The organism is Streptomyces stelliscabiei, from assembly GCF_014873495.1.
GTDB classification, from domain to species: domain Bacteria; phylum Actinomycetota; class Actinomycetes; order Streptomycetales; family Streptomycetaceae; genus Streptomyces; species Streptomyces bottropensis.
Window position 1 is genome coordinate 9,436,562 of the sequence record NZ_JADBGF010000001.1, and the last position, 17,546, is coordinate 9,454,107.

The 17,546-nt window shown below is 71.6% G+C and carries 16 protein-coding genes; 10 read left to right on the forward strand and 6 right to left on the reverse strand.

Features of this window, described 5'->3' with window-relative positions:
* Nucleotides 1-55: 55 nt before the first annotated feature.
* The 5 genes from H4687_RS41175 (at nt 56) to H4687_RS41195 (ending at nt 6,450) form a co-directional block, all read left to right on the forward strand.
* Complete coding sequence (locus H4687_RS41175) at nt 56-1,174, forward strand: ROK family transcriptional regulator (RefSeq protein WP_046918581.1); 1,119 nt, start codon at nt 56-58, stop codon at nt 1,172-1,174.
* Nucleotides 1,175-1,450: 276 nt separating this feature from the next.
* Nucleotides 1,451-2,773, forward strand: coding sequence for an ABC transporter substrate-binding protein (locus H4687_RS41180; RefSeq protein WP_046918580.1), 1,323 nt, complete (start codon nt 1,451-1,453; stop codon nt 2,771-2,773).
* 145 nt (nt 2,774-2,918) lie between these two features.
* Nucleotides 2,919-3,830, forward strand: coding sequence for a carbohydrate ABC transporter permease (locus H4687_RS41185; RefSeq protein ID WP_046918579.1), 912 nt, complete (start codon nt 2,919-2,921; stop codon nt 3,828-3,830).
* Entirely contained in the window at nt 3,827-4,729 is a 903-nt protein-coding gene (locus H4687_RS41190) for a carbohydrate ABC transporter permease (RefSeq protein ID WP_046918578.1), read from the forward strand. The genes H4687_RS41185 and H4687_RS41190 overlap by 4 nt, the downstream gene beginning before the upstream one ends.
* Nucleotides 4,730-4,731: 2 nt before the next feature.
* On the forward strand, nt 4,732-6,450 hold the full coding sequence (locus H4687_RS41195) for a hypothetical protein (protein ID WP_097248826.1): 1,719 nt from the start codon (nt 4,732-4,734) through the stop codon (nt 6,448-6,450).
* Between the two features lie 206 nt (nt 6,451-6,656).
* Here H4687_RS41195 and H4687_RS41200 read toward each other — a convergent pair whose 3' ends face one another.
* Nucleotides 6,657-7,310: a nucleoside/nucleotide kinase family protein gene (locus tag H4687_RS41200; protein WP_050398641.1), complete on the reverse strand. Its 654-nt coding sequence runs from the start codon at nt 7,308-7,310 to the stop codon at nt 6,657-6,659.
* 92 nt (nt 7,311-7,402) lie between these two features.
* Here H4687_RS41200 and H4687_RS41205 point away from each other — a divergent pair, with 92 nt between their 5' ends.
* The 3 genes from H4687_RS41205 to H4687_RS41215 are packed head-to-tail and all read left to right on the forward strand — an operon-like array spanning nt 7,403 to nt 11,444.
* Nucleotides 7,403-8,272, forward strand: a complete 870-nt coding sequence (locus H4687_RS41205; RefSeq protein WP_050398643.1) for an ANTAR domain-containing protein — start codon at nt 7,403-7,405, stop codon at nt 8,270-8,272.
* 56 nt (nt 8,273-8,328) lie between these two features.
* Complete coding sequence (locus tag H4687_RS41210) at nt 8,329-9,087, forward strand: HAD family hydrolase (RefSeq protein ID WP_046919594.1); 759 nt, start codon at nt 8,329-8,331, stop codon at nt 9,085-9,087.
* Entirely contained in the window at nt 9,084-11,444 is a 2,361-nt protein-coding gene (locus H4687_RS41215; protein WP_046919595.1) for a glycoside hydrolase family 65 protein, read from the forward strand. The genes H4687_RS41210 and H4687_RS41215 overlap by 4 nt, the downstream gene beginning before the upstream one ends.
* Before the next feature lie 24 nt (nt 11,445-11,468).
* On the opposite strand, the gene H4687_RS41220 is transcribed toward H4687_RS41215, so the two are convergent.
* The 5 genes from H4687_RS41220 to H4687_RS41240 all read right to left on the reverse strand — a co-directional run bounded on the left by H4687_RS41220 (nt 11,469) and on the right by H4687_RS41240 (nt 16,099).
* The gene (locus H4687_RS41220; protein ID WP_046919596.1) at nt 11,469-12,584 is read right to left on the reverse strand and encodes a serine hydrolase domain-containing protein; all 1,116 of its coding nucleotides are present in this window, start codon (nt 12,582-12,584) and stop codon (nt 11,469-11,471) included.
* Nucleotides 12,585-12,714: 130 nt separating this feature from the next.
* Nucleotides 12,715-14,034, reverse strand: coding sequence for a CAP domain-containing protein (locus H4687_RS41225; protein ID WP_050398644.1), 1,320 nt, complete (start codon nt 14,032-14,034; stop codon nt 12,715-12,717).
* Nucleotides 14,035-14,074: 40 nt separating this feature from the next.
* Nucleotides 14,075-14,392, reverse strand: a complete 318-nt coding sequence (locus tag H4687_RS41230) for a YkvA family protein (RefSeq protein WP_046918680.1) — start codon at nt 14,390-14,392, stop codon at nt 14,075-14,077.
* Between the two features lie 105 nt (nt 14,393-14,497).
* Complete coding sequence (locus H4687_RS41235; protein ID WP_020115075.1) at nt 14,498-14,881, reverse strand: hypothetical protein; 384 nt, start codon at nt 14,879-14,881, stop codon at nt 14,498-14,500.
* A gap of 294 nt (nt 14,882-15,175) precedes the next feature.
* Nucleotides 15,176-16,099 carry a MurR/RpiR family transcriptional regulator gene (locus H4687_RS41240; RefSeq protein WP_005483905.1) on the reverse strand — a complete coding sequence of 308 codons (924 nt, stop codon included), beginning with the start codon at nt 16,097-16,099 and terminating at the stop codon, nt 15,176-15,178.
* Between the two features lie 156 nt (nt 16,100-16,255).
* On the opposite strand from H4687_RS41240, the gene H4687_RS41245 reads away from it, so the two are divergent.
* A complete protein-coding gene (locus H4687_RS41245) occupies nt 16,256-16,645 on the forward strand; it encodes a hypothetical protein (protein ID WP_050398646.1) in 390 nt (129 codons plus the stop codon).
* Nucleotides 16,645-17,463, forward strand: coding sequence for a DUF1206 domain-containing protein (locus H4687_RS41250; RefSeq protein WP_050398648.1), 819 nt, complete (start codon nt 16,645-16,647; stop codon nt 17,461-17,463). Before H4687_RS41245 ends, H4687_RS41250 begins: the two co-directional genes overlap by 1 nt.
* Nucleotides 17,464-17,546: the final 83 nt, after the last annotated feature.

Genomic DNA, 17,546 nt, shown 5'->3' on the forward strand with positions numbered 1-17,546 from the left:
CCGCACGACCGTGCGGCCGGAAGATCGCGGCACGACTGGCACGACTGGGGAGAGCATGCAACTGAGCGAGAGCGCCCGCGCTGTCTTCGCCGTACTGGCCGCGTCGAGCGCCGCCACCCGCCCCCAACTGGCGACCGGGGCGCGGCTTTCCAAGCCGACCGTCTCCACCGCCGTCGCGGAGCTGGAGGCCGCCGGTCTCGTCGCCCGGTCTGGCACGCTCTCCGGCGGAACCGGCAGGTCGGCGGCCGTCTACGATCTCGGCGCGGCCGCCGGCGCCGTACTGGCCGTCGACCTCGGCCCGAGCCTCACCCGGGCACGGGTCTGCGCCCTGGACGGCACCCTGCTCGCCGAGGGCACCGGCTCCCGCGAGCAGGCCGCCGACGCGGTGCGCGAAGCGCTGTGCGCGCTCCCCGCCGGAGCTCCGCTGCGCACCATCGTCGTGGCCGTCGGTGATGTCACCGCGCGGGCCGAGGAGGGCACCGAGCGTCCGGCGACCGCCAAGGCGGGGCCCGCCTTCGACGCGGTGGCGGTGGCACTGCCGCCCGGGGTGCCCGTCCATCTGGAGAACAACGTCAACTGCGCCGCGCTGGCCGAACTCCACGAGGGGGCGGCGCGCGGCCGGAACACCTTCGGCTATCTGCGGATCGGTGTCGGTGTCGGTCTGGGCATCGTGGTGGGAGGCCAGGTGCTGGCCGGGGCGAACGGGGCGGCCGGAGAGCTCGCCCGGCTGCCCTACCCCTGGAACGACGACCTGGAGCCCCGCCACGAGGCCCTGGAGGAGTACATCGGCGCCCGCTCGCTGCTGCGCCGGGCCGCCGAGGCCTGGCCGGAAACCGGCGATTCATGCCCTCGTACCGTAGATCGGCTTTTTTCGCTGGCCGGACAGGGCTGCGCCCCGGCCCGCGCGATCGTCGACCGGCACGCGGTGGACGTGGGCCGGCTGGCCGCCGCGGTGACCGCCGTACTGGACCCGGGGCTGCTCGTCCTCGGCGGCAGTACCGGCGCGTTTCCGCAGCTCCTGCCCGGTGTGCGGGCCGAGCTGGAGCGGCTGAGCTGGCCCACCGAAGTGGTCAGCAGCCAGGTCGGCGAGCTCGGTACCGTGGTGGGCGCGGCGAGGCTCGCGGTCGCCAGAGGAGTCCAAACCGTGACCGAGGTGGCGCGGACGAAGGATTGACGGTTTCGGACTCGGTCTGCCAATGTCCGGACAAGCGCTTTCTAAGTCGGCCGGGACGCCGACTTGGGGTGAGCATCCCGCCTGTACGCGACGTACGGCGATCGCACGAGGGCGTGCCCGTGCGGTGACGGCCAGAACGGCCGGGGATCCCGCCCCGCGTGGACGACGCGGCCGGGCGAGGCTGCGCCCGGAAAGCGACGTTTCCTGCAAACTGCACCCGTGCCGCCTCGGTCGGCCCCGTGCTCTGTCCCCTATCGACGAAAAAAGGGATCGAAGATGACCACTGTGGGTGTGCGGCGCTCCCGCCGACTCGGCCGCGGCGGTATGCGCCGCCTGGTTCCCCTCACCGCCGTTGCCGCGGCAGGGACCCTGCTGCTCTCCGCCTGCGGAGGGGAATCCGACTCGGGCGGTACCTCCAAGTCGCTGACGTTCTGGATCTCCACGGTTCCGGGGCAGGACGCGGGCTGGAAGAAGATGGTGGCGCAGTACGAGAAGGAAACCGGCGTCAAGGTCAAGCTCGTCAACATCCCCTACGACGGCTACACGACGAAGCTGCACAACGCCGCGCAGGCGAACTCCCTGCCCGACGTGGCCGCCGTGCCGGCGCTGGACCCGATCTGGTCGAACAAGCTGATCGACCTCAAGTCCATCGCCGACAAGAAGAGCAACAACATCAACCAGAACTTCCTGGCGAAGGACTCGTCCGGGAAGGTGCTGTCCATCCCCTCGGACGTCACCGCGTCCGGCATGTTCATCAACAAGTCGCTCTTCGAGAAGGCCGGCGTCGACTTCCCGACCTCGCCCGACAAGACCTGGACCTGGACCGACTTCATCAAGGCGGCGGACAAGGTCCGCGAGAAGACCAAGGCCAAGTACTCGCTGACCTTCGACCAGTCGCCGTCCCGGCTGCGCGCCATGGTCTACGAGATGGGCGGCAAGTACGTCCACGCGGACGACGCCGGCAAGTTCTCGGTGGACGACGCGACCAAGAAGGCCGTGAACACCTTCGTCGGGTGGAACGACGACAAGACCATGCCGAAGTCGGTGTGGACCAGCGGCGCCGACCCGTCCGCGATGTTCCAGAGCGGTGACGTCGTCGCCTACTGGTCCGGTGTGTGGCAGGTCCCCGCCTTCGCGGAGAGCATCAAGAAGTTCGAGTGGGCGAGCGTCCCGACCCCCGCCCAGCCGGTGCAGGCCAGTGACGTCAACAGCGGCGGCATGACGGTGGGCTTCAACAACAACGCCGACGCGGCCGCCGCCGCGAAGAAGTTCCTGTCCTGGCTGTACGAGCCCGACCACTACCGGACGCTGTGCGAGACCTCCGGCTTCCTGCCGGTCGAGAGCGGTCTGGACCCGAAGTACCCGTTCAAGTCCGAGGCGGCGCAGGCGGCGTACAAGCTCTACAACGAGTCGATCCCGCTGTACGACCCGATCTCCGGCTACTTCAACAGCGCGCAGACCAACTGGGTGCTGAAGGGCAAGAGCCTCACCGAGGACCCGACCAAGACGGAACTCGGCAAGGCGATCAACGGCCAGCAGTCGGCCGACAAGGCCCTGGAGAACATCGTGGCCGGCTACAACCAGCAGGTCGGCGGCTGAGCGTAGGCCCAGGGGCCGGGCGGCGGGGTCCAGACACCGCCGCCCGGCCCGGGCGCCCACGCAGTGCCGGGCTCATGGTGTGAGCCCACGGGGCTCACGCCGGTGAGCCCGCAGCAATCCATTCCACCAGCACGGAGTCAGGAAGATGACAAAACACGCCTCGGCCGTGTCCGCGAGCCCACCCAGGAGACGGAGCAAGTACACCCTTGCGCCGCTGGTCCTCATCGCGGCCAATGTCGTGCTCTTCTCGCTGTTCTTCGTCTGGCCGGCGGTGATCGGGCTCATCTACAGCTTCACGAACTACACGGGAGTGGGGGCGTTCCAGTACATCGGGCTGGACAACTACCACAACCTGTTCGGGGACTCCACCTTCTACGCCGCGCTGACCCGGACCCTGCTGTACGCCGTGCTCTTCGTACCGCTGAACTTCGCGGTCTCGCTGCTCACCGCCAACCTGCTGGTGAGCAAGCACGCCAAGGGAGCCTCGGTCGCCCGCGTCATCTTCTTCATCCCCTGGCTCCTGTCGCCCATCGTCGTCGGTGTCCTGTGGCGCTGGCTGTTCGGTGAGAACTTCGGACTGGTCAACTACATCATCGAGCAGTTCGGCGGCAGCGCCGTTCCGTGGCAGTCCAACGCGGACCTGTCGCTGATCGTGGTGGTGATGGCCGCGTCCTGGGCCTGGACCGGTTTCTCGATGCTGCTGTTCATCGCGGCGATCAAGAACGTGCCGGTGTCCTACTACGAGGCCGCCTCGCTCGACGGCGCCGGCCCCTGGCGCCAGTTCTTCAGCATCACGCTGCCGAGCATCGCCCCCACCTCGTTCATCGTCATCCTGCTCAACACGATCAACGCGATGAAGGAATACCCGGTGTTCGTCGCCCTCAACAACGGCGGACCCGGCACGTCGAACAACCTGCTCGTGCAGTACATCTACGAGACCGGCTTCAAACGGGGCCAGATCGGCTACGCGAGCGCCGCGTCGTTCGTGCTCATGCTCATCCTGATGGCCGTCGCGATCGTCCAGCTGATCGTCAACCGGCGGGTGGAGAACCGATGACAACCACAGACATCCCCCGCCCGGTCGACGCCGGGTCCGCACGACCCGTCTCCAAGAAGCGGCCCCGCCGTGCCGCCACCGGCGGCCTCCGGCAGGCCGTGTCCGCGACGACACTGCTGTGGATCCTGGCGTGCCTGTACGGGCTGCCGGTGCTGTGGTTCATCCTCAGCTCCTTCAAGCCGGCCAGCGACCTGTTCTCGTATCCGCTGACGCTGGTTCCGCACAATCCCACCCTGTCGGGCTTCGAGGCGGCGTGGGACAGCGCCAACTTCTCCCAGTACTTCATCAACACGGCCATCGTGTGCGTGATCACGACGATCCTCACGGTGGGCGTCAGTTGCTGCACCGGGTACGCGCTGGCCAAGTACGACAACAGATGGCTCAAGGGCTTCTTCATCTGCATCCTGGCCACCACGATGCTGCCGGGCGAGGTCATGCTCGCCCCCTCGTTCCTCGTGGTCCGCGACCTCGGCCTCTACAACTCGTTCGGCGGCATCATCCTGCCGGCCGTGCTGACCGCGACCGGATGCTTCATGTTCCGCCAGTTCTTCCTGACGGTTCCCGACGAACTCGTGGAAGCCGCGCGCATCGACGGCGCGCGTGAGCTGTCGATCTTCATGCGGATCATGGTGCCGATCTCCCGGCCCATCATGCTGACCCTCGCCATCCTCTCCTTCCAGTGGCGGTGGAACGACTACATCTGGCCGCTGCTGATGCTCAACGACCCCAACAAGTTCACCGTGCAGATCGGCATCCAGAGCATCGTCGGCGCGCAGAACATCAACTGGTCGGTCCTGCTCGGCGCGTCGGTCATCTCCATGATCCCGCTGATCCTGGTCTTCCTGGTCTTCCAGCGCTACGTCATGGGCGCCGACATCAACGCCGGACTGAAGGACTGATCTTGCCCACCCCGCTCGACCACGAGTTCGTCCGGTCGGTGGCCCGCGCCGCCGACCGGCAGGCCGCCCCGCTCGCGGCCCGCCCCGACGAGGAACCCGCCGGTGTGCCCCACCGCGGTCTGGCGCGGCGGGTGAAGACCCTGGTCGCGGCATACCGGTCCCCCGACTCCGCCCTGCACGGCAGCGGGCGGGCGGTCGCCGCCGCGATGACACACCTGCGGGCCCTGCGGGCCACGCAGACCACCACCGGCCTCTTCGCCGGCGGCGACAACGTGCAGTCCCCGCCGGACTCCGCGTTCACCGTCAACGACGTGTGCGACGCGCACCTCCTCGCCGCCGGCGCGGGGCCCGAGCTGAGCGAGGTCACGGCGGCCCTCGCCGAGATCGCCGGCGCCGCCTCCGACAGCCTACGGACGGGCGGGGTGCACACCCCGAACCACCGCTGGGAGCTGTGCGCGGCGCTGGCCCGGCTGCACCGGTCGTTCCCCGACGGCCGGCTGCTCGACCGCGTCGAGGAGTGGCTCGGCGAGGGCGTCGACATCGACGCGGACGGCCTGTACTCGGAACGGAGCGCCAACTACGCGGCCCACGTGTCCAACCCGTCCCTGCTGCTCCTGGCCGAGGTGCTCGGCCGCGCCGACCTGCTGGACGCCGTCGAACGCAATCTCGCCACCACCCTGGACCTCATCCGACCGGACGGCACGGTGGAGACCGTCCACTCGCGGCGGCAGGACCAGTACGCCCCCTTCCCGCTGGCGCCCTACCTGCCGCACTACCGGCTGCTGGCGATCCGCACCGGCCGGGGCGACCTCGCCCGGGCGGCACGGCTGGCGGCCGCCGACGGTGTCGAGGACCCCGACCTGCTCGCCCAGACCCTCCTCACCCCGGACCTGTGCCGCGCCCTGCCCGCCCCGGCCGCGGAGACGCTTCCGCGCGAGCGGTACCTCACCACCGCACGCCTCGCCGCCCGCGCCTCGGCCGCCGCGCACACGGTGGTCTACGGCGGCTCCGACGTGCCCGAGCAGCGGCGCATCCGCTCGGGTCTCGCCTGCAACCCCACCTTCCTGCGCCTGTTCGCCGGCGAGGCCGTGCTCGACGCGGTCCGTCTCTCGCGGGGGTTCTTCGACCTGGGCCCGTTCCGCGCCGCCGACATGGAACAGCTCGCCGAGAACCGGTACCGGCTCACCGAGACCCTCACCGCCGCCTACTACCAGCCGCTCCCGAAGGACCGGAGGCGGGACGACGGCGGCTACCGGCTGGGGGACGAGGGCCGCTTCTCGGCCGCGATGGCCTTCCCGGACCGGCCCCGCGACGAGGTCTCCCACACGACCCGCGTCGAGGTCGACCTGCGGGAGGACGGCGCCGACCTGCGGATCGACCTCAGCGGGCCCCGGGTGCCCTGGGCCCTGGAACTGACCTTCCGGCCGGGCGGCGTGCCGCAGGGCGCCGTACCGCTGGGCGACGGTCGCTGGTGCCTGACGGACGGGCCGATGACCTACCGGGCCGGTGACGACGAGATCCGCGTCGAGGTCGCCGTCGAGGCGGGCGAACCGCTCGCCGGGCCGGACCGGAGCGAGGTACTGCGCTACGACCCGGGTCAGGACCACACCGTCGTGGGCGGCACCGACGCCACGACCGGAAACCGTGTCCACCTCGGTGGAATGGGCCCGCACACCCTCACCGTCGCCCTGCGCGCCCGCCGGTCCGCCCCCGTCGCGTGACCGGGACGCACCACACACCCGCATGGGCGGTGCCGTACCTCGCCGACGACGGTGACACGTCATCGGCGACCCGGCGGGCGACGACCGGGGGGAACCGACCCTGACGCTCCACGCCTGATCACAGGCCCCGATACCAGCAGCCCGGCGTTCCTGACGACGCCGGGCTGCTGCCCGCCCGCAGCCGGCACCCCACCCGGCCCCGCCCCCTACGCCCCCACCACCGGCCTCGCCGACGCCGGCACCACCAGGTCGGCGTGACGCCTGCTCGCCGCCACCGACTCCGCGTTGCGCCGATCCGTACCGTCGACCCAGGCGACCGCCTCCGCGTGCCCCTTGCCGAACTCCTCGTGCCGGGCGACGAGCCGGCGTACCCGCTCGGTCTCGTCGAGGTCGCAGAACCAGACCTCGTCGAGCCGGGACCGGACCCGCGCCCAGGGCCCCTCGTCCATCAGGAGGTAGTTCCCCTCGGTGACGATCAGACGGGCCGACGGCGGCACCGGGATCGCACCCGCGACGGGCTGCTCCAGGGTGCGCTCGAAGCCCGGCGCGTACACGACGTCGTCCTCGTCCCGGCGCAGCCTCTCCAGCAGGGCGGCGTACCCCACCGCGTCGAAGGTGTCCGGCGCGCCCTTGCGGTCCCGGCGGCCGAGGCGGTCGAGTTCCACGTCGGCGAGGTGGAAGCCGTCCATGGGGACATGGGCGACCCAGGGCTCCCCGTCGCCGTTGAGCGCCCGGGTCAGCCGCTCGGCCAGGGTCGTCTTCCCCGCGCCGGGGCAGCCGGCGATACCGAGCAGCGCGCGGCGGCCGGGGCGGGACAGAGCGGCGGCCCGGTGCAGCAGGTCGTCGAAGGTCACAGGCATGCCGTCGACGGTAGACCCGATCCGGCGTACGCGGACAGGGAGCGGGCAGACGAGCACTGCTGCTGCCGAACGAGAACAGCGGAAGGTGCGGGATGCGAGCGAGTCCCTGGTCGGAGCCCGACGGCGAGGACGAGGAGGTCCGGGAGGAACTGGCGCGGCTGCGCGCCGAGGTGCGGCAGCTGCGCACCCGGATGGAAGGCCGTCCCCTGATCGCCGAGGCCCAGGGCATGCTCCGGGAGCGCTATGCCCTGCCGGACGCCGAGTCCGCCTTCGCGCTGCTCCAGCGGGCCTCGCAGCAGTACAACGTCAAGCTGCGCACCCTGGCCGAGGCGGCGCTGGGCGCGCCCCGTCCGGAGGGTCGCGGCACCCCCTGGTTCCCCGGCCGGATCCGGCGCGCGGAGCCGGCCCTCGGCTTCGAAGCGGCGCGTGACCGCCGCGGCAACCGCGGCGGGGTCCTGGCCGCCGTACTCAGCCAGACCCTCGCCGTCGTCGGCACCGACATGGGCAACGTCCAGATCGCCGACCGCGCGGAGGGCGGACTGCGCATCGAGCGGCACACGGGACTCACGGCGGACTTCGTCGACTTCTTCGCCCACGTCGGCGACGACGGCACCGCCTGCGCCAAGGCCGCGCGGGACGTGTCCCAGGTCACCGTCCATGACGTGGCGACGGACCCGGTGTTCACCGAGGACGCCCGCGAGGCGATCCTGCGCGCGGGCAGCCGCGCCTGCCACAGCGTGCCGCTGACCACCTCGTCCGGGCTGGTGGTCGGCATGGTCTCCGCCCATCTCGACCGTCCGCTGCGCGGCCTGACCCGCGCCCAGACCAAGGAGTTGTCCGTCGTGGGCGCCGAGGCCGGCGAGTGGCTCGCCTGGTACGACCGGACCGTCGTCCTCGACGCCCTGGAACACCTCCACGCCCTCGGCCGCGCCCACGGCGGCGGCAGCCTCAGCCGCCGATGACCGTTTTCTCACCCGCCCCGGCCACTGACCCCCGCCGCGGGGGGAACCCCCCTTCCATGACACAGACGACCCGACCGACCGAACTGGGCCTGCCGAAGAGGATCCGCGCCTGCCTCTTCGACCTCGACGGGGTCATCACCAGGACCGCCGTCGTGCACGCCGCGGCGTGGCGGCGTGCGTTCGACGAGTTCCTGCGCCGGCGTGACGGCGACGCCTTCCGGCCCTTCGACCCGTCCGCCGACTACGACCGGTACGTGGACGGCCGCCCCCGCGCCGACGGCGTGCGCACCTTCCTCGCCTCCCGGGACATCCACCTCCCCGAGGGCACCCCCGACGACCCGCCCGACGCCCCCACCGTGCACGGCCTCGGCAACCGCAAGAACGAGATCCTGCTGGACCTCATCCGCACCGACGGCGTCGAGGCCTACGACGGCACCCTGCGCTACGTCGAGCGGGTCCGCGACCACGGGCTGCGCACCGCCGTCGTCTCCTCCAGCGCCAACTGCCGGGACGTGCTGCGCTCGATCGGCGCCGAGCACCTCTTCGACGTACGCGTCGACGGAGTGGTGGCCGCCGAGCGGGGGCTGCCGGGCAAACCGCGTCCGGACACCTTCCTCGCCGCCGCCCACGACCTCGGAGTCGAACCCGCCGACGCCGCCGTCTTCGAGGACGCCCTCGCCGGCATGGATGCCGGACGCGCGGGCCGCTTCGGCCAGGTCGTCGGACTCGACCGCGTCGGCCAGGCCGACGCCCTGCGCGCCCACGGCGCCGACATCGTCGTGGCGGACCTGACGGAACTGGGGGACTGGGCGTGATCACCCACCGGTCGTACGCCGTCGAACCCTGGTCCCTGCGCGAACAGGGCCTCCATCTCGACGTCCTGCCCCAGAGCGAATCCGTGTTCGCGCTGTCCAACGGGCACATCGGCTGGCGCGGAAACCTCGACGAGGGCGAGCCGCACGGCCTGCCCGGCAGCTACCTCAACGGCGTCCACGAACTCCACCCGCTGCCGTACGCGGAGGCCGGCTACGGCTACCCCGAATCCGGGGAGACGGTCATCGACGTCACCAACGGCAAGATCCTGCGACTGCTCGTCGACGACGAACCCTTCGACCTGCGCTACGGCCGGCTGCGCTCCCACGAACGCGTCCTCGACCTGCGCGCCGGCTTCCTGCGCCGCAGCTGCGAGTGGACCTCCCCGGCAGGCACGACCGTCCGGATCCGCACCACCCGTCTGGTGTCGTTCACCCAGCGGGCCATCGCCGCCGTCGCCTACGAGGTCGAGGCCGTCGACGGCGAGGCACGTGTCGTCGTGCAGTCGGAGCTGGTGGCCAACGAACAACTGCCCGAACGGAAGGGCGACCCACGGGCCGCCGTCGCCCTGAGGACACCGCTGGAGGCGGAGGAACACTTCGCGGACGGGACACGGCTGCGGCTCGTGCACCGCACCCGGCGCAGCGGCCTGCGCGTCGCCGCCGCCGCCGACCATGTCGTCACCGGCCCCGGTGACATCACCACCGGCGCGGAGAGCAGGGACGACGTCGCCCGCCTCACCGCCACCACCGTCCTGCGCCCCGGCGAGCGGCTGCGGGTGGAGAAGACCGTCGCCCACGGCTGGTCCGGCACCCGGTCGCTGCCCGCCGTCGGCGACCAGGTCGACGCCGCCCTCTCCGCCGCCGCGTACGGCGGCTGGCAGGGTCTCGTCGACGAACAACGGTCCTACCTCGACGACTTCTGGGCCCGCGCCGACGTCGAGGTGGACGGCGACGAGGAGATCCAGCAGGCCGTACGGTTCGCCCTGTTCCACGTCCTGCAGGCGGGCGCCCGCGCCGAACAGCGCGCCATCCCCGCCAAGGGCCTCACCGGTTCCGGCTACGACGGCCACGCCTTCTGGGACACCGAGACCTTCGTCCTGCCGCTGCTCACCCACACCGCGCCCGGCGCGGTCGCCGAAGCCCTGCGCTGGCGCCAGAACACCCTGCCCGCCGCCCGCGACCGCGCGGCCCAACTCGGCCTCAATGGCGCCGCGTTCCCCTGGCGCACCATCAACGGTCGGGAACGGTCCGCCTACTGGCCCGCCGGCACGGCCGCCTTCCACGTGAACGCCGCCGTCGCCGACGCCGTGGTCCGGCACACCGCCGCCACCGGCGACACCGCCTTCGAACGCGACACCGGCGTCGAACTCCTGGTGGAGACCGCCCGGCTCTGGCGGTCCCTCGGCCACCACGACCACCACGGCGCCTTCCACATCGACGGCGTCACCGGCCCCGACGAGTACAGCGCCGTCGTCGACGACAACACGTACACCAACCTCATGGCCCGCGGGAACCTCCTGGCCGCCGCCGACGCCGTCGAACGCCACCCCGACCGCGCCGCGCGCCTCGGCGTCGACGACGAGGAGAGCGCCGCGTGGCGCGACGCCGCCCACGCCATGCACGTCCCCTACGACCACGAGCGAGGGGTGCACGAACAGCACGCCGGGTTCACCCGCCACCAGCGCTGGGACTTCGAGAACACCGGGCCCGACCGGTACCCGCTGATGCTGCACTTCCCCTACTTCGACCTGTACCGCAAACAGGTCGTCAAACAGGCGGACCTGGTCCTCGCGATGTACAAGTGCGGCGACCGTTTCGACGACGACCAGGTGGCCCGCAACTTCGCCTACTACGAGCCGCTCACCGTCCGAGACTCCTCCCTCTCCGCCTGCTGCCAGGCCGTCGTCGCCGCCCAGGTCGGCCACCTCGATCTCGCCTACGACTATCTGACCGAGTCGGCGATGATGGATCTGGCGGATCTGGAGGACAACACCCGCGACGGCCTCCACCTCGCCTCCCTCGCCGGCACCTGGACCGCGCTCGTCGCCGGCTTCGGCGGAATGCGGCAGCACGGCACGACCGTGAGCTTCGCGCCCCGCCTCCCCGAGCGCCTGAGCGGGCTCGCCTTCCACGTCGGCCTGCTCGACACCTGTCTGCGGGTACGGATCGAACCCCGGCACGCCACCTACGAGCTGCTCTCCGGCGACACCCTGACGATCCGCCACCACGGCGAGCCGGTCACCCTCGACGGCGACAAACCCCGGCGCATGGACATCCCGGCACCGAAACCCTCCGGTCCGGTGCCGCGGCAGCCCCCGCACCGGCGTCCCGGCCGCCGCCGGAGGCGGGCGGACTGAGACGCCGGTGGCCCCGACCGACCCTCAGCCGCAGAACGTGGACTCCAGCGTGCTGTTCACCGTCGCGTACACCGGGCCGTTGTTGGACGTGTTGGCGAACGAGGTCACACTGCGCTTGCCGCTCTTGGAGGTGAACGCCCAGGTGTAGTAGCCCTGCACGGTTCCCGTGTGCCCGTACACCGAGACCCCGCACGACAGATCACGCCGACGCAGCCCCAGCCCGTACGCCTGGGTGCTGTTGACCGGTGTCCACTTCAGCATCTGCTTCAGCTGCGCGGCCGAGGTGAGCTTGCCCTGCACCAGCGCGGACATGAACTTGTTCAGGTCCTTGGCACTGGACACCAGGGCGCCCGCGCTCTGCGCCCAGGACGTGGTCTGCTGGGTCGAGTCGATCTTCCGGCCGGTGGAGTCGGCGGTCATGTAGCCGCGGGAGTACTTGCCGGGGATCGTGTTCTTCGGGTGGACGTAGAAGGTGTCGGCCAGCTTCAGCGGCTTGATGATCCGGTCCTGGTAGGCCGTCGCCACCGGCTTCTTGGTGATCTTCTCGACGAGCATGCCCGCGACCACGAAGTTGGCGTTCGAGTACGCGTAGGCCGCGCCGGGCTTGTTGGTACGCGGCTCGGCGAGCGACATGTCCATCAGCTGGCGGTAGGTGAACACCTTGTTGCGGACCTTCTCGAAGCCCGCCACGCTGGGGGAGAAGAGGGTGTTGGCGTAGTCGTACAGCCCGCTGCGGTGGCTGAGCACATGGCGCACGGTGATCTTCTTGTCGGGCAGCAGCCCCGGCAGGTAGGTGTCGACCGAGGAGTCGAGCTTGACCTTTCCCTCGTCGACCAGCTGCAGCAGGACCACCGCCGTGAACGTCTTGGTGACGCTGCCCACGCGGATGCGGTCCCCGGTTCCGAGGGCCCGCTTGGTGCTCCGGTCCGCGACACCTTCCGCCAGGTGGTGCACCGTGCCGTTGTCGTCGATCCTCGCGAACGCGCCCGGCGCCCCCTGCGACAGCGCCGTGCGCAGCAGTTTTCGCAGCCCCGCCGTGTCGGGCCCGGCCTGGGGGGCCGCGTGGGCGGGGACCGCCACGAGGGACAGGACGATCGCGCCGAGCGTCGCCACACCCGTGCCCACCGTTCTCGAAACCATCTGATTCGTCTCCTGTTGCTCTCCGTCATCGACAGGGTGCATTGGAGTCCAGCGATCACGGAGAGTCAAGTAGCCGGAGGCGGGGGTGAGTTGAGCGACTCGAAAGAGGGACAGCCGCGGCGGGTCGGTTTCAGCCGCCGAAGAGCTGGGTCCAGTACGTGCCGGCCGCGCCGCCGCCGACGAATCCGACACCGATATGGGTGAAGCCGGGTTTGAGGATGTTCGCGCGGTGCCCGGGGCTGTTCATCCAGCCGGTCACGACCTCGGCGGCGGAGCGCTGGCCGCACGCGATGTTCTCCCCGACGGACCGGTGGGTGGATCCGGCCGCCGCCGCGCGGTGCCACGGCTCGCCCCCGTCCGGCGAGGTGTGCGCGTAGAACGCCCGCGCCACCATGTCGGCGCTGTGGGCCTGGGCGGCGTGCGTGAGGAGGGGGTCGGGGGAGAGCGGGGGGAGACCGGCGCCGGCCCGTTCGGCGTTGGTGAGGGTGATGACGTCCGCGGCCGTCCGGCGCAGGCCCGCGGGGGAGAAGGGCTCGGCCCACAGCGCCGTCCAGTACACCGTCCCCGACCGGGGGTCGGTGGCCCGGCCGAGGCCGGTCTCGGTGCAGGCGCGTTCGCGGAGGATCTGCCCGGCTCGCCGGTCGGAGCGGCAGTGGTCCACGAACTCGGCGGGGGTACGGGGACCGGAGACCAGGTGTTCGCCGATGGCCAGATAGGTGTATCCGGTGGCGGTGAGGCGTTGGTGGAGAAAGACACCGTCCTCGCCCTCGGAGGTCAGTCGGCCCTGTGCGGCCATCGAGGTGGCGTGCGCCCGGGCCGCGGCCGTGAGCCGGGAGTCCAGCACCACGGGTGGGGAACCCGCGGCGGTCCGGACGGAGTTGACCAGGTCGAGGAAGCCGTCCGTGTGGGGGTCCGGCGGAGCCGTTCGCGCGGTGCGCGGGGACGGGGGTCCGGACGGCGCGGCGGGTGCCTCCTCGACCACGTCCACCCCGAAGTCCCTCGCGACCCCCGCCAGTCCGTCGGCGTAGCCCTGGCCCAGGGCCCGCAGCTTCCAGTCCGCACCCCTGCGGTACAGCTCCGCCAGGAGGAGTACGGTCTCGTGCCGGGGCCGGGGCGGGGTGAAGCGGGCGATCGCGCGGCCGGCGGCCCCGGTGACGAGCAGGGTCGGGGCGGGCAGGTGGCCCAACGGCGTGTCGGGGGCGGCCGGGCTGATCGCGACGGTGAGGCGGGTCGCGCCGGGACGCAGGGCGCCCGGGTCCACCGTCAGCGTCTGGCCGGTCAGCCGGGCGCCCGGTGCCGCCGGCTGGTTGTAGAAGACGAGGTCGGCGTCGCCGCGGACCTTGCCGGTGTCGTCGGTGACGAGGGCGGACACGTCGAAGGGGCCCGGCACCCTGATCGTCAGGGTGCCGCTCGGCAGGGGGAGATTGCCCCCGGGGACCAGCTCGCTCATCGGTGCCGTCCGTCGCAGTGACCGTCAGCCCGACAACGTCTCACCCCCGCAGGGCGGTTCCCGTGCCCTCCTGTCCTTCGCCGGCCGGCGCGTCCTGGCGGCCGGAGCGCATCGTCCGCAGGGCGAGCAGGAGGACGCCGATGTCGTCCAGGTACACCGGGTCCGGTACGAGGTCGGTCGGCAGGACGAGATAGAGGACGGCGCCCCAGAAGACCCACTTGGGGCCGGTGGGGAGCCCGGCCCGGTTCAGTTCGCGCCGGGTGCGCACCAGCCTCAGCAGCAGCCAGACGGCCACGCCGAGGACGGCGGCCGCGACCAGGGCGATCGCGGCGATCACACCCCATGTCCAGGAATCCATCGGTCCGCCCCTCAGTCGGGCCGGGCGGTGCGCCCGGCCTGTGCCTGCCCATCGTCTTCCCCCGCAGGGCGCCCGGTATCGCGGCGCGCGGGGAGCGGGGCGGGGTCAGTTCGAGGCGCGGGCGAGGTTGTGGTCCACGAGGGCCTGGCTGACGGCCCGGATGGAGCGGGCCATGTGGTTCAGCTGCATGACCTCGGCGGCGTACATCTTGATGGTGTGCTCGATGACCGACTCGGACATGCCGAGGCTGGGCAGCTCGGAGCGGGCGGTCTGCAGGGCGGTACGGGCCACCCGGATCTCGTGCTGGACCTGGATCTGGGCGTGGCGTGCGAGCAGTACGGGGTGCCGCATCATCGCCGGGTAGCTGCCGTACCGGGCCGGCACCAGCTCGCGCAGCCACTTGGCCGCGGACCTCTCCCAGTCGTAACTGCCGGGTGTCTTGACCTGACACGGCCAGTCCGTGCGGAGGGGCGAGGTGGTCAGGGCCATGTTCAACACTCCGGTCTTGCATCGACGCCATGGGGTTGCAGCGGGTGGTGGAGTCTGGGCGGCCCCGGCATAGGGGATGGCCGGGGCCGCCTCACCCGGGGCGCCGTGGCGGGTAGGAGCGGACGGACCCGGGTGGACGACGTGACCCGGCGTCCCACCGGGTCACGATCCGGGGAGCAGTATTTATATATACCCCCGAGTATGCAAGGGCATGGAAAAATTCATGCAGGGGGTGGGGTGAAGAATCCCCTGCGCCCCGGCCCGGTGCGGCCCGGCCCGGCGGGCGGGGCGGGATCAGTCCCGGAGGAAGAAGTGGTGCTGCTCCGAGACCTGCTCGTACGCCTCCAGCCGGGCCTGGGTGCGCTCGGGGTCGGCGTCCGTCATGGCCTGGAGCAGGGCGGAGGACATCATCACGGGGGCGGCGTAGGAGTCGAAGACCAGGCGTGAGCCGGTGCCGATGGCGAAGACGGCGTCGGCCTCGTCCGCGAGCGGGCCGAGCGCCAGGTCGGTGACCAGGGCCACCCTCAGACCGGCGCCGTGGGCGACGCGCAGCGCGGTCAGCGTCTCCTGCGCGTGCCGGGGCATGGAGAACGCCAGCACCCAGGTGCCGCCCGCCTCCCGGGACTGCAGCAGGGCGTCGTAGGCGACCGTGCCGCCCTTCGTCACCAGCCGGACGTCGGGGTGGATACGGCGGGCGGCGTACGCGAAGTACTCGGCGAGCGCACCGGAGATCCTGAGCCCGAGGACGGTCAGCGGAGCCGAGCGGGACAGGGCGCGGCCGACCTGGATCACCTGGTCGGGGTCGGCGAAGTCGCGCCGCAGGTTCTCCAGGTTCTCGATCTCGGCGTCCACGGCGGCCTGCAGCTCGTTGCTGCGGTCCGCGGCGACGACGCCCGGGGCGCTGCCGAGAGTGGCGAGCGCGATGGCCTGGAGGCGCTCGCGCAGCGCGGGGTAGCCGCTGAATCCGACGGCAGCGGCGAACCGGGTCACCGAGGGCTGGCTCACGCCTACCCGTTCCGCCAGATCCGTGATCGACAGGAACGCGGCCTCGGTGATGTGCTCGATCAGGTACTGGGCGATCCGCCGCTGTCCTGGGGAGAGCCGGGGGCCGTCGAACAGTTCCCTGAGCCGGGACGTGGGCGACTGCTCGGTCTCCGGGGCGGTCCGCCCGGACGTGATCGCTGATGCCTGCGCACGTGCCTGCTGCGGCGATGGCACGCGCGCGCCTCCTTCGTCTGCCACGAGCACTCAACATAGCCCACGGCCCGCCAGCCCCCGGCGCCTCGCGCGCGACCTGCGAGAACCTCGTTTGGGGCACACCATGGGGGTACTCGGGGTACCCGCATCCTGTCGCCCACACGAGGGAGAAGGCTCGTGACCCTGCCCAGCCTGCCGGTGTCCCAGGTCGAGGTCGTGCTCTGCGACTGCTCGGCCGACGACGCCGAACGCGTCTTCGCCTGTCTGCGCACCCATTTCGAGACGGACCGGCGCGCCGACGATCCGCCGCACGAGACCGGCACCGGCCGGCCGACGATGTGGACCGGCATGTACGACACCGCCGCCGCGGTCGCCTCCGGTGCGGGCGCACCCCCCGAGCCGCCGTCCGCACCCGTCACGGTCGAGGTGCAGGGCAGTCCGCCCGCCGTACGGCTGCTGCGCGAGGCGCTGGAGGAGGCGTACAGCGTCCGCCAGGTCGGTGTGGACGCCGGGGACCAGGAAGTGCAACTGCAACTGCGGGTCGAGGGGCGGGAGGGGCGCGGCTGATGACCACTCTGGGGGTGGGGCGCGGGCGTGCCGCGCGAGGTTCGGTGACGGAGGGCGCGGCGCGTGCGGGGCTGACCGCACGCGGCGTCATCTATCTGCTCGTCGGGGCACTGGCCCTGCAGATCGCCTTCGGCGGAAGCTCGGAACAGGCCGACAGACAGGGCGCGTTGGAGGAGATCGCCGAGAAACCACTGGGTTCCGTGCTGCTGTGGGCCCTGGGCATCGGCCTGGTGGGCATGGCGCTGTGGCGGCTGTCGGAGGCCGTGTTCGGCGCGGCGGGGCCGGACGGCCGCAAGGTGACCAAGCGGCTGGCGTCCGCCGCGCGCTTCGTCTTCTACGCCTTCGTCGCCTACTCGGTGCTGACCTTCGCCGCCGGTGAGGGCAGCGGGGGCGGTTCCAGCGACCAGCAGTCCCGCGACGTGACGGCGCGGGCCCTCGAACTGCCCGGCGGCCAGTGGCTGGTGGGCGCGGCGGGGGTCGGGGTGATCGCCGCCGGTGTGTGGATCGGCGTCCGGGCCGTGATGCGTTCGTACCACAAGCATCTGCGGCTCGGGGAGATGTCCCGGCGGATCCGTCGGCTCGTCGACGTGACCGGCGTGGGCGGCGGGGTGGCGCGCGGCCTGGTGTTCGCCACGGCGGGTGGCTTCGCGGTGCGCGCCGCGATCCAGTACGAACCGGACGAGGCCAAGGGCCTCGACGACACCATCCGCTCCTTCGCCGAGACCCCCGCCGGCCCGGTGCTCCTCGCCTGTGTCGCGGCCGGGCTCGTGCTGTTCGGGATCTTCTCCTTCGCCATGGCGCGCTGGCGCAAGGTGTGAGCGAGCCGGGCCCGGACAGGAGGGCTCACGAGTCGCTGCGACCGGGGCGGTCTGCGTCGGCCGGATTCGCTCGTGCGACTGAA

Coding starts and splice junctions, on each gene's coding strand:
- H4687_RS41225 (WP_050398644.1), bottom strand. CDS start 14,034: ATGAGCGAGCTGGTCCCCGGGGGCAATCTCCCCCTGCCGAGCGGCACC.
- H4687_RS41220 (WP_046919596.1), bottom strand. CDS start 12,584: ATGGTTTCGAGAACGGTGGGCACGGGTGTGGCGACGCTCGGCGCGATC.
- H4687_RS41185 (WP_046918579.1), top strand. CDS start 2,919: ATGACAAAACACGCCTCGGCCGTGTCCGCGAGCCCACCCAGGAGACGG.
- H4687_RS41205 (WP_050398643.1), top strand. CDS start 7,403: ATGCGAGCGAGTCCCTGGTCGGAGCCCGACGGCGAGGACGAGGAGGTC.
- H4687_RS41190 (WP_046918578.1), top strand. CDS start 3,827: ATGACAACCACAGACATCCCCCGCCCGGTCGACGCCGGGTCCGCACGA.
- H4687_RS41180 (WP_046918580.1), top strand. CDS start 1,451: ATGACCACTGTGGGTGTGCGGCGCTCCCGCCGACTCGGCCGCGGCGGT.
- H4687_RS41235 (WP_020115075.1), bottom strand. CDS start 14,881: ATGGCCCTGACCACCTCGCCCCTCCGCACGGACTGGCCGTGTCAGGTC.
- H4687_RS41175 (WP_046918581.1), top strand. CDS start 56: ATGCAACTGAGCGAGAGCGCCCGCGCTGTCTTCGCCGTACTGGCCGCG.
- H4687_RS41250 (WP_050398648.1), top strand. CDS start 16,645: ATGACCACTCTGGGGGTGGGGCGCGGGCGTGCCGCGCGAGGTTCGGTG.
- H4687_RS41210 (WP_046919594.1), top strand. CDS start 8,329: ATGACACAGACGACCCGACCGACCGAACTGGGCCTGCCGAAGAGGATC.
- H4687_RS41230 (WP_046918680.1), bottom strand. CDS start 14,392: ATGGATTCCTGGACATGGGGTGTGATCGCCGCGATCGCCCTGGTCGCG.
- H4687_RS41200 (WP_050398641.1), bottom strand. CDS start 7,310: ATGCCTGTGACCTTCGACGACCTGCTGCACCGGGCCGCCGCTCTGTCC.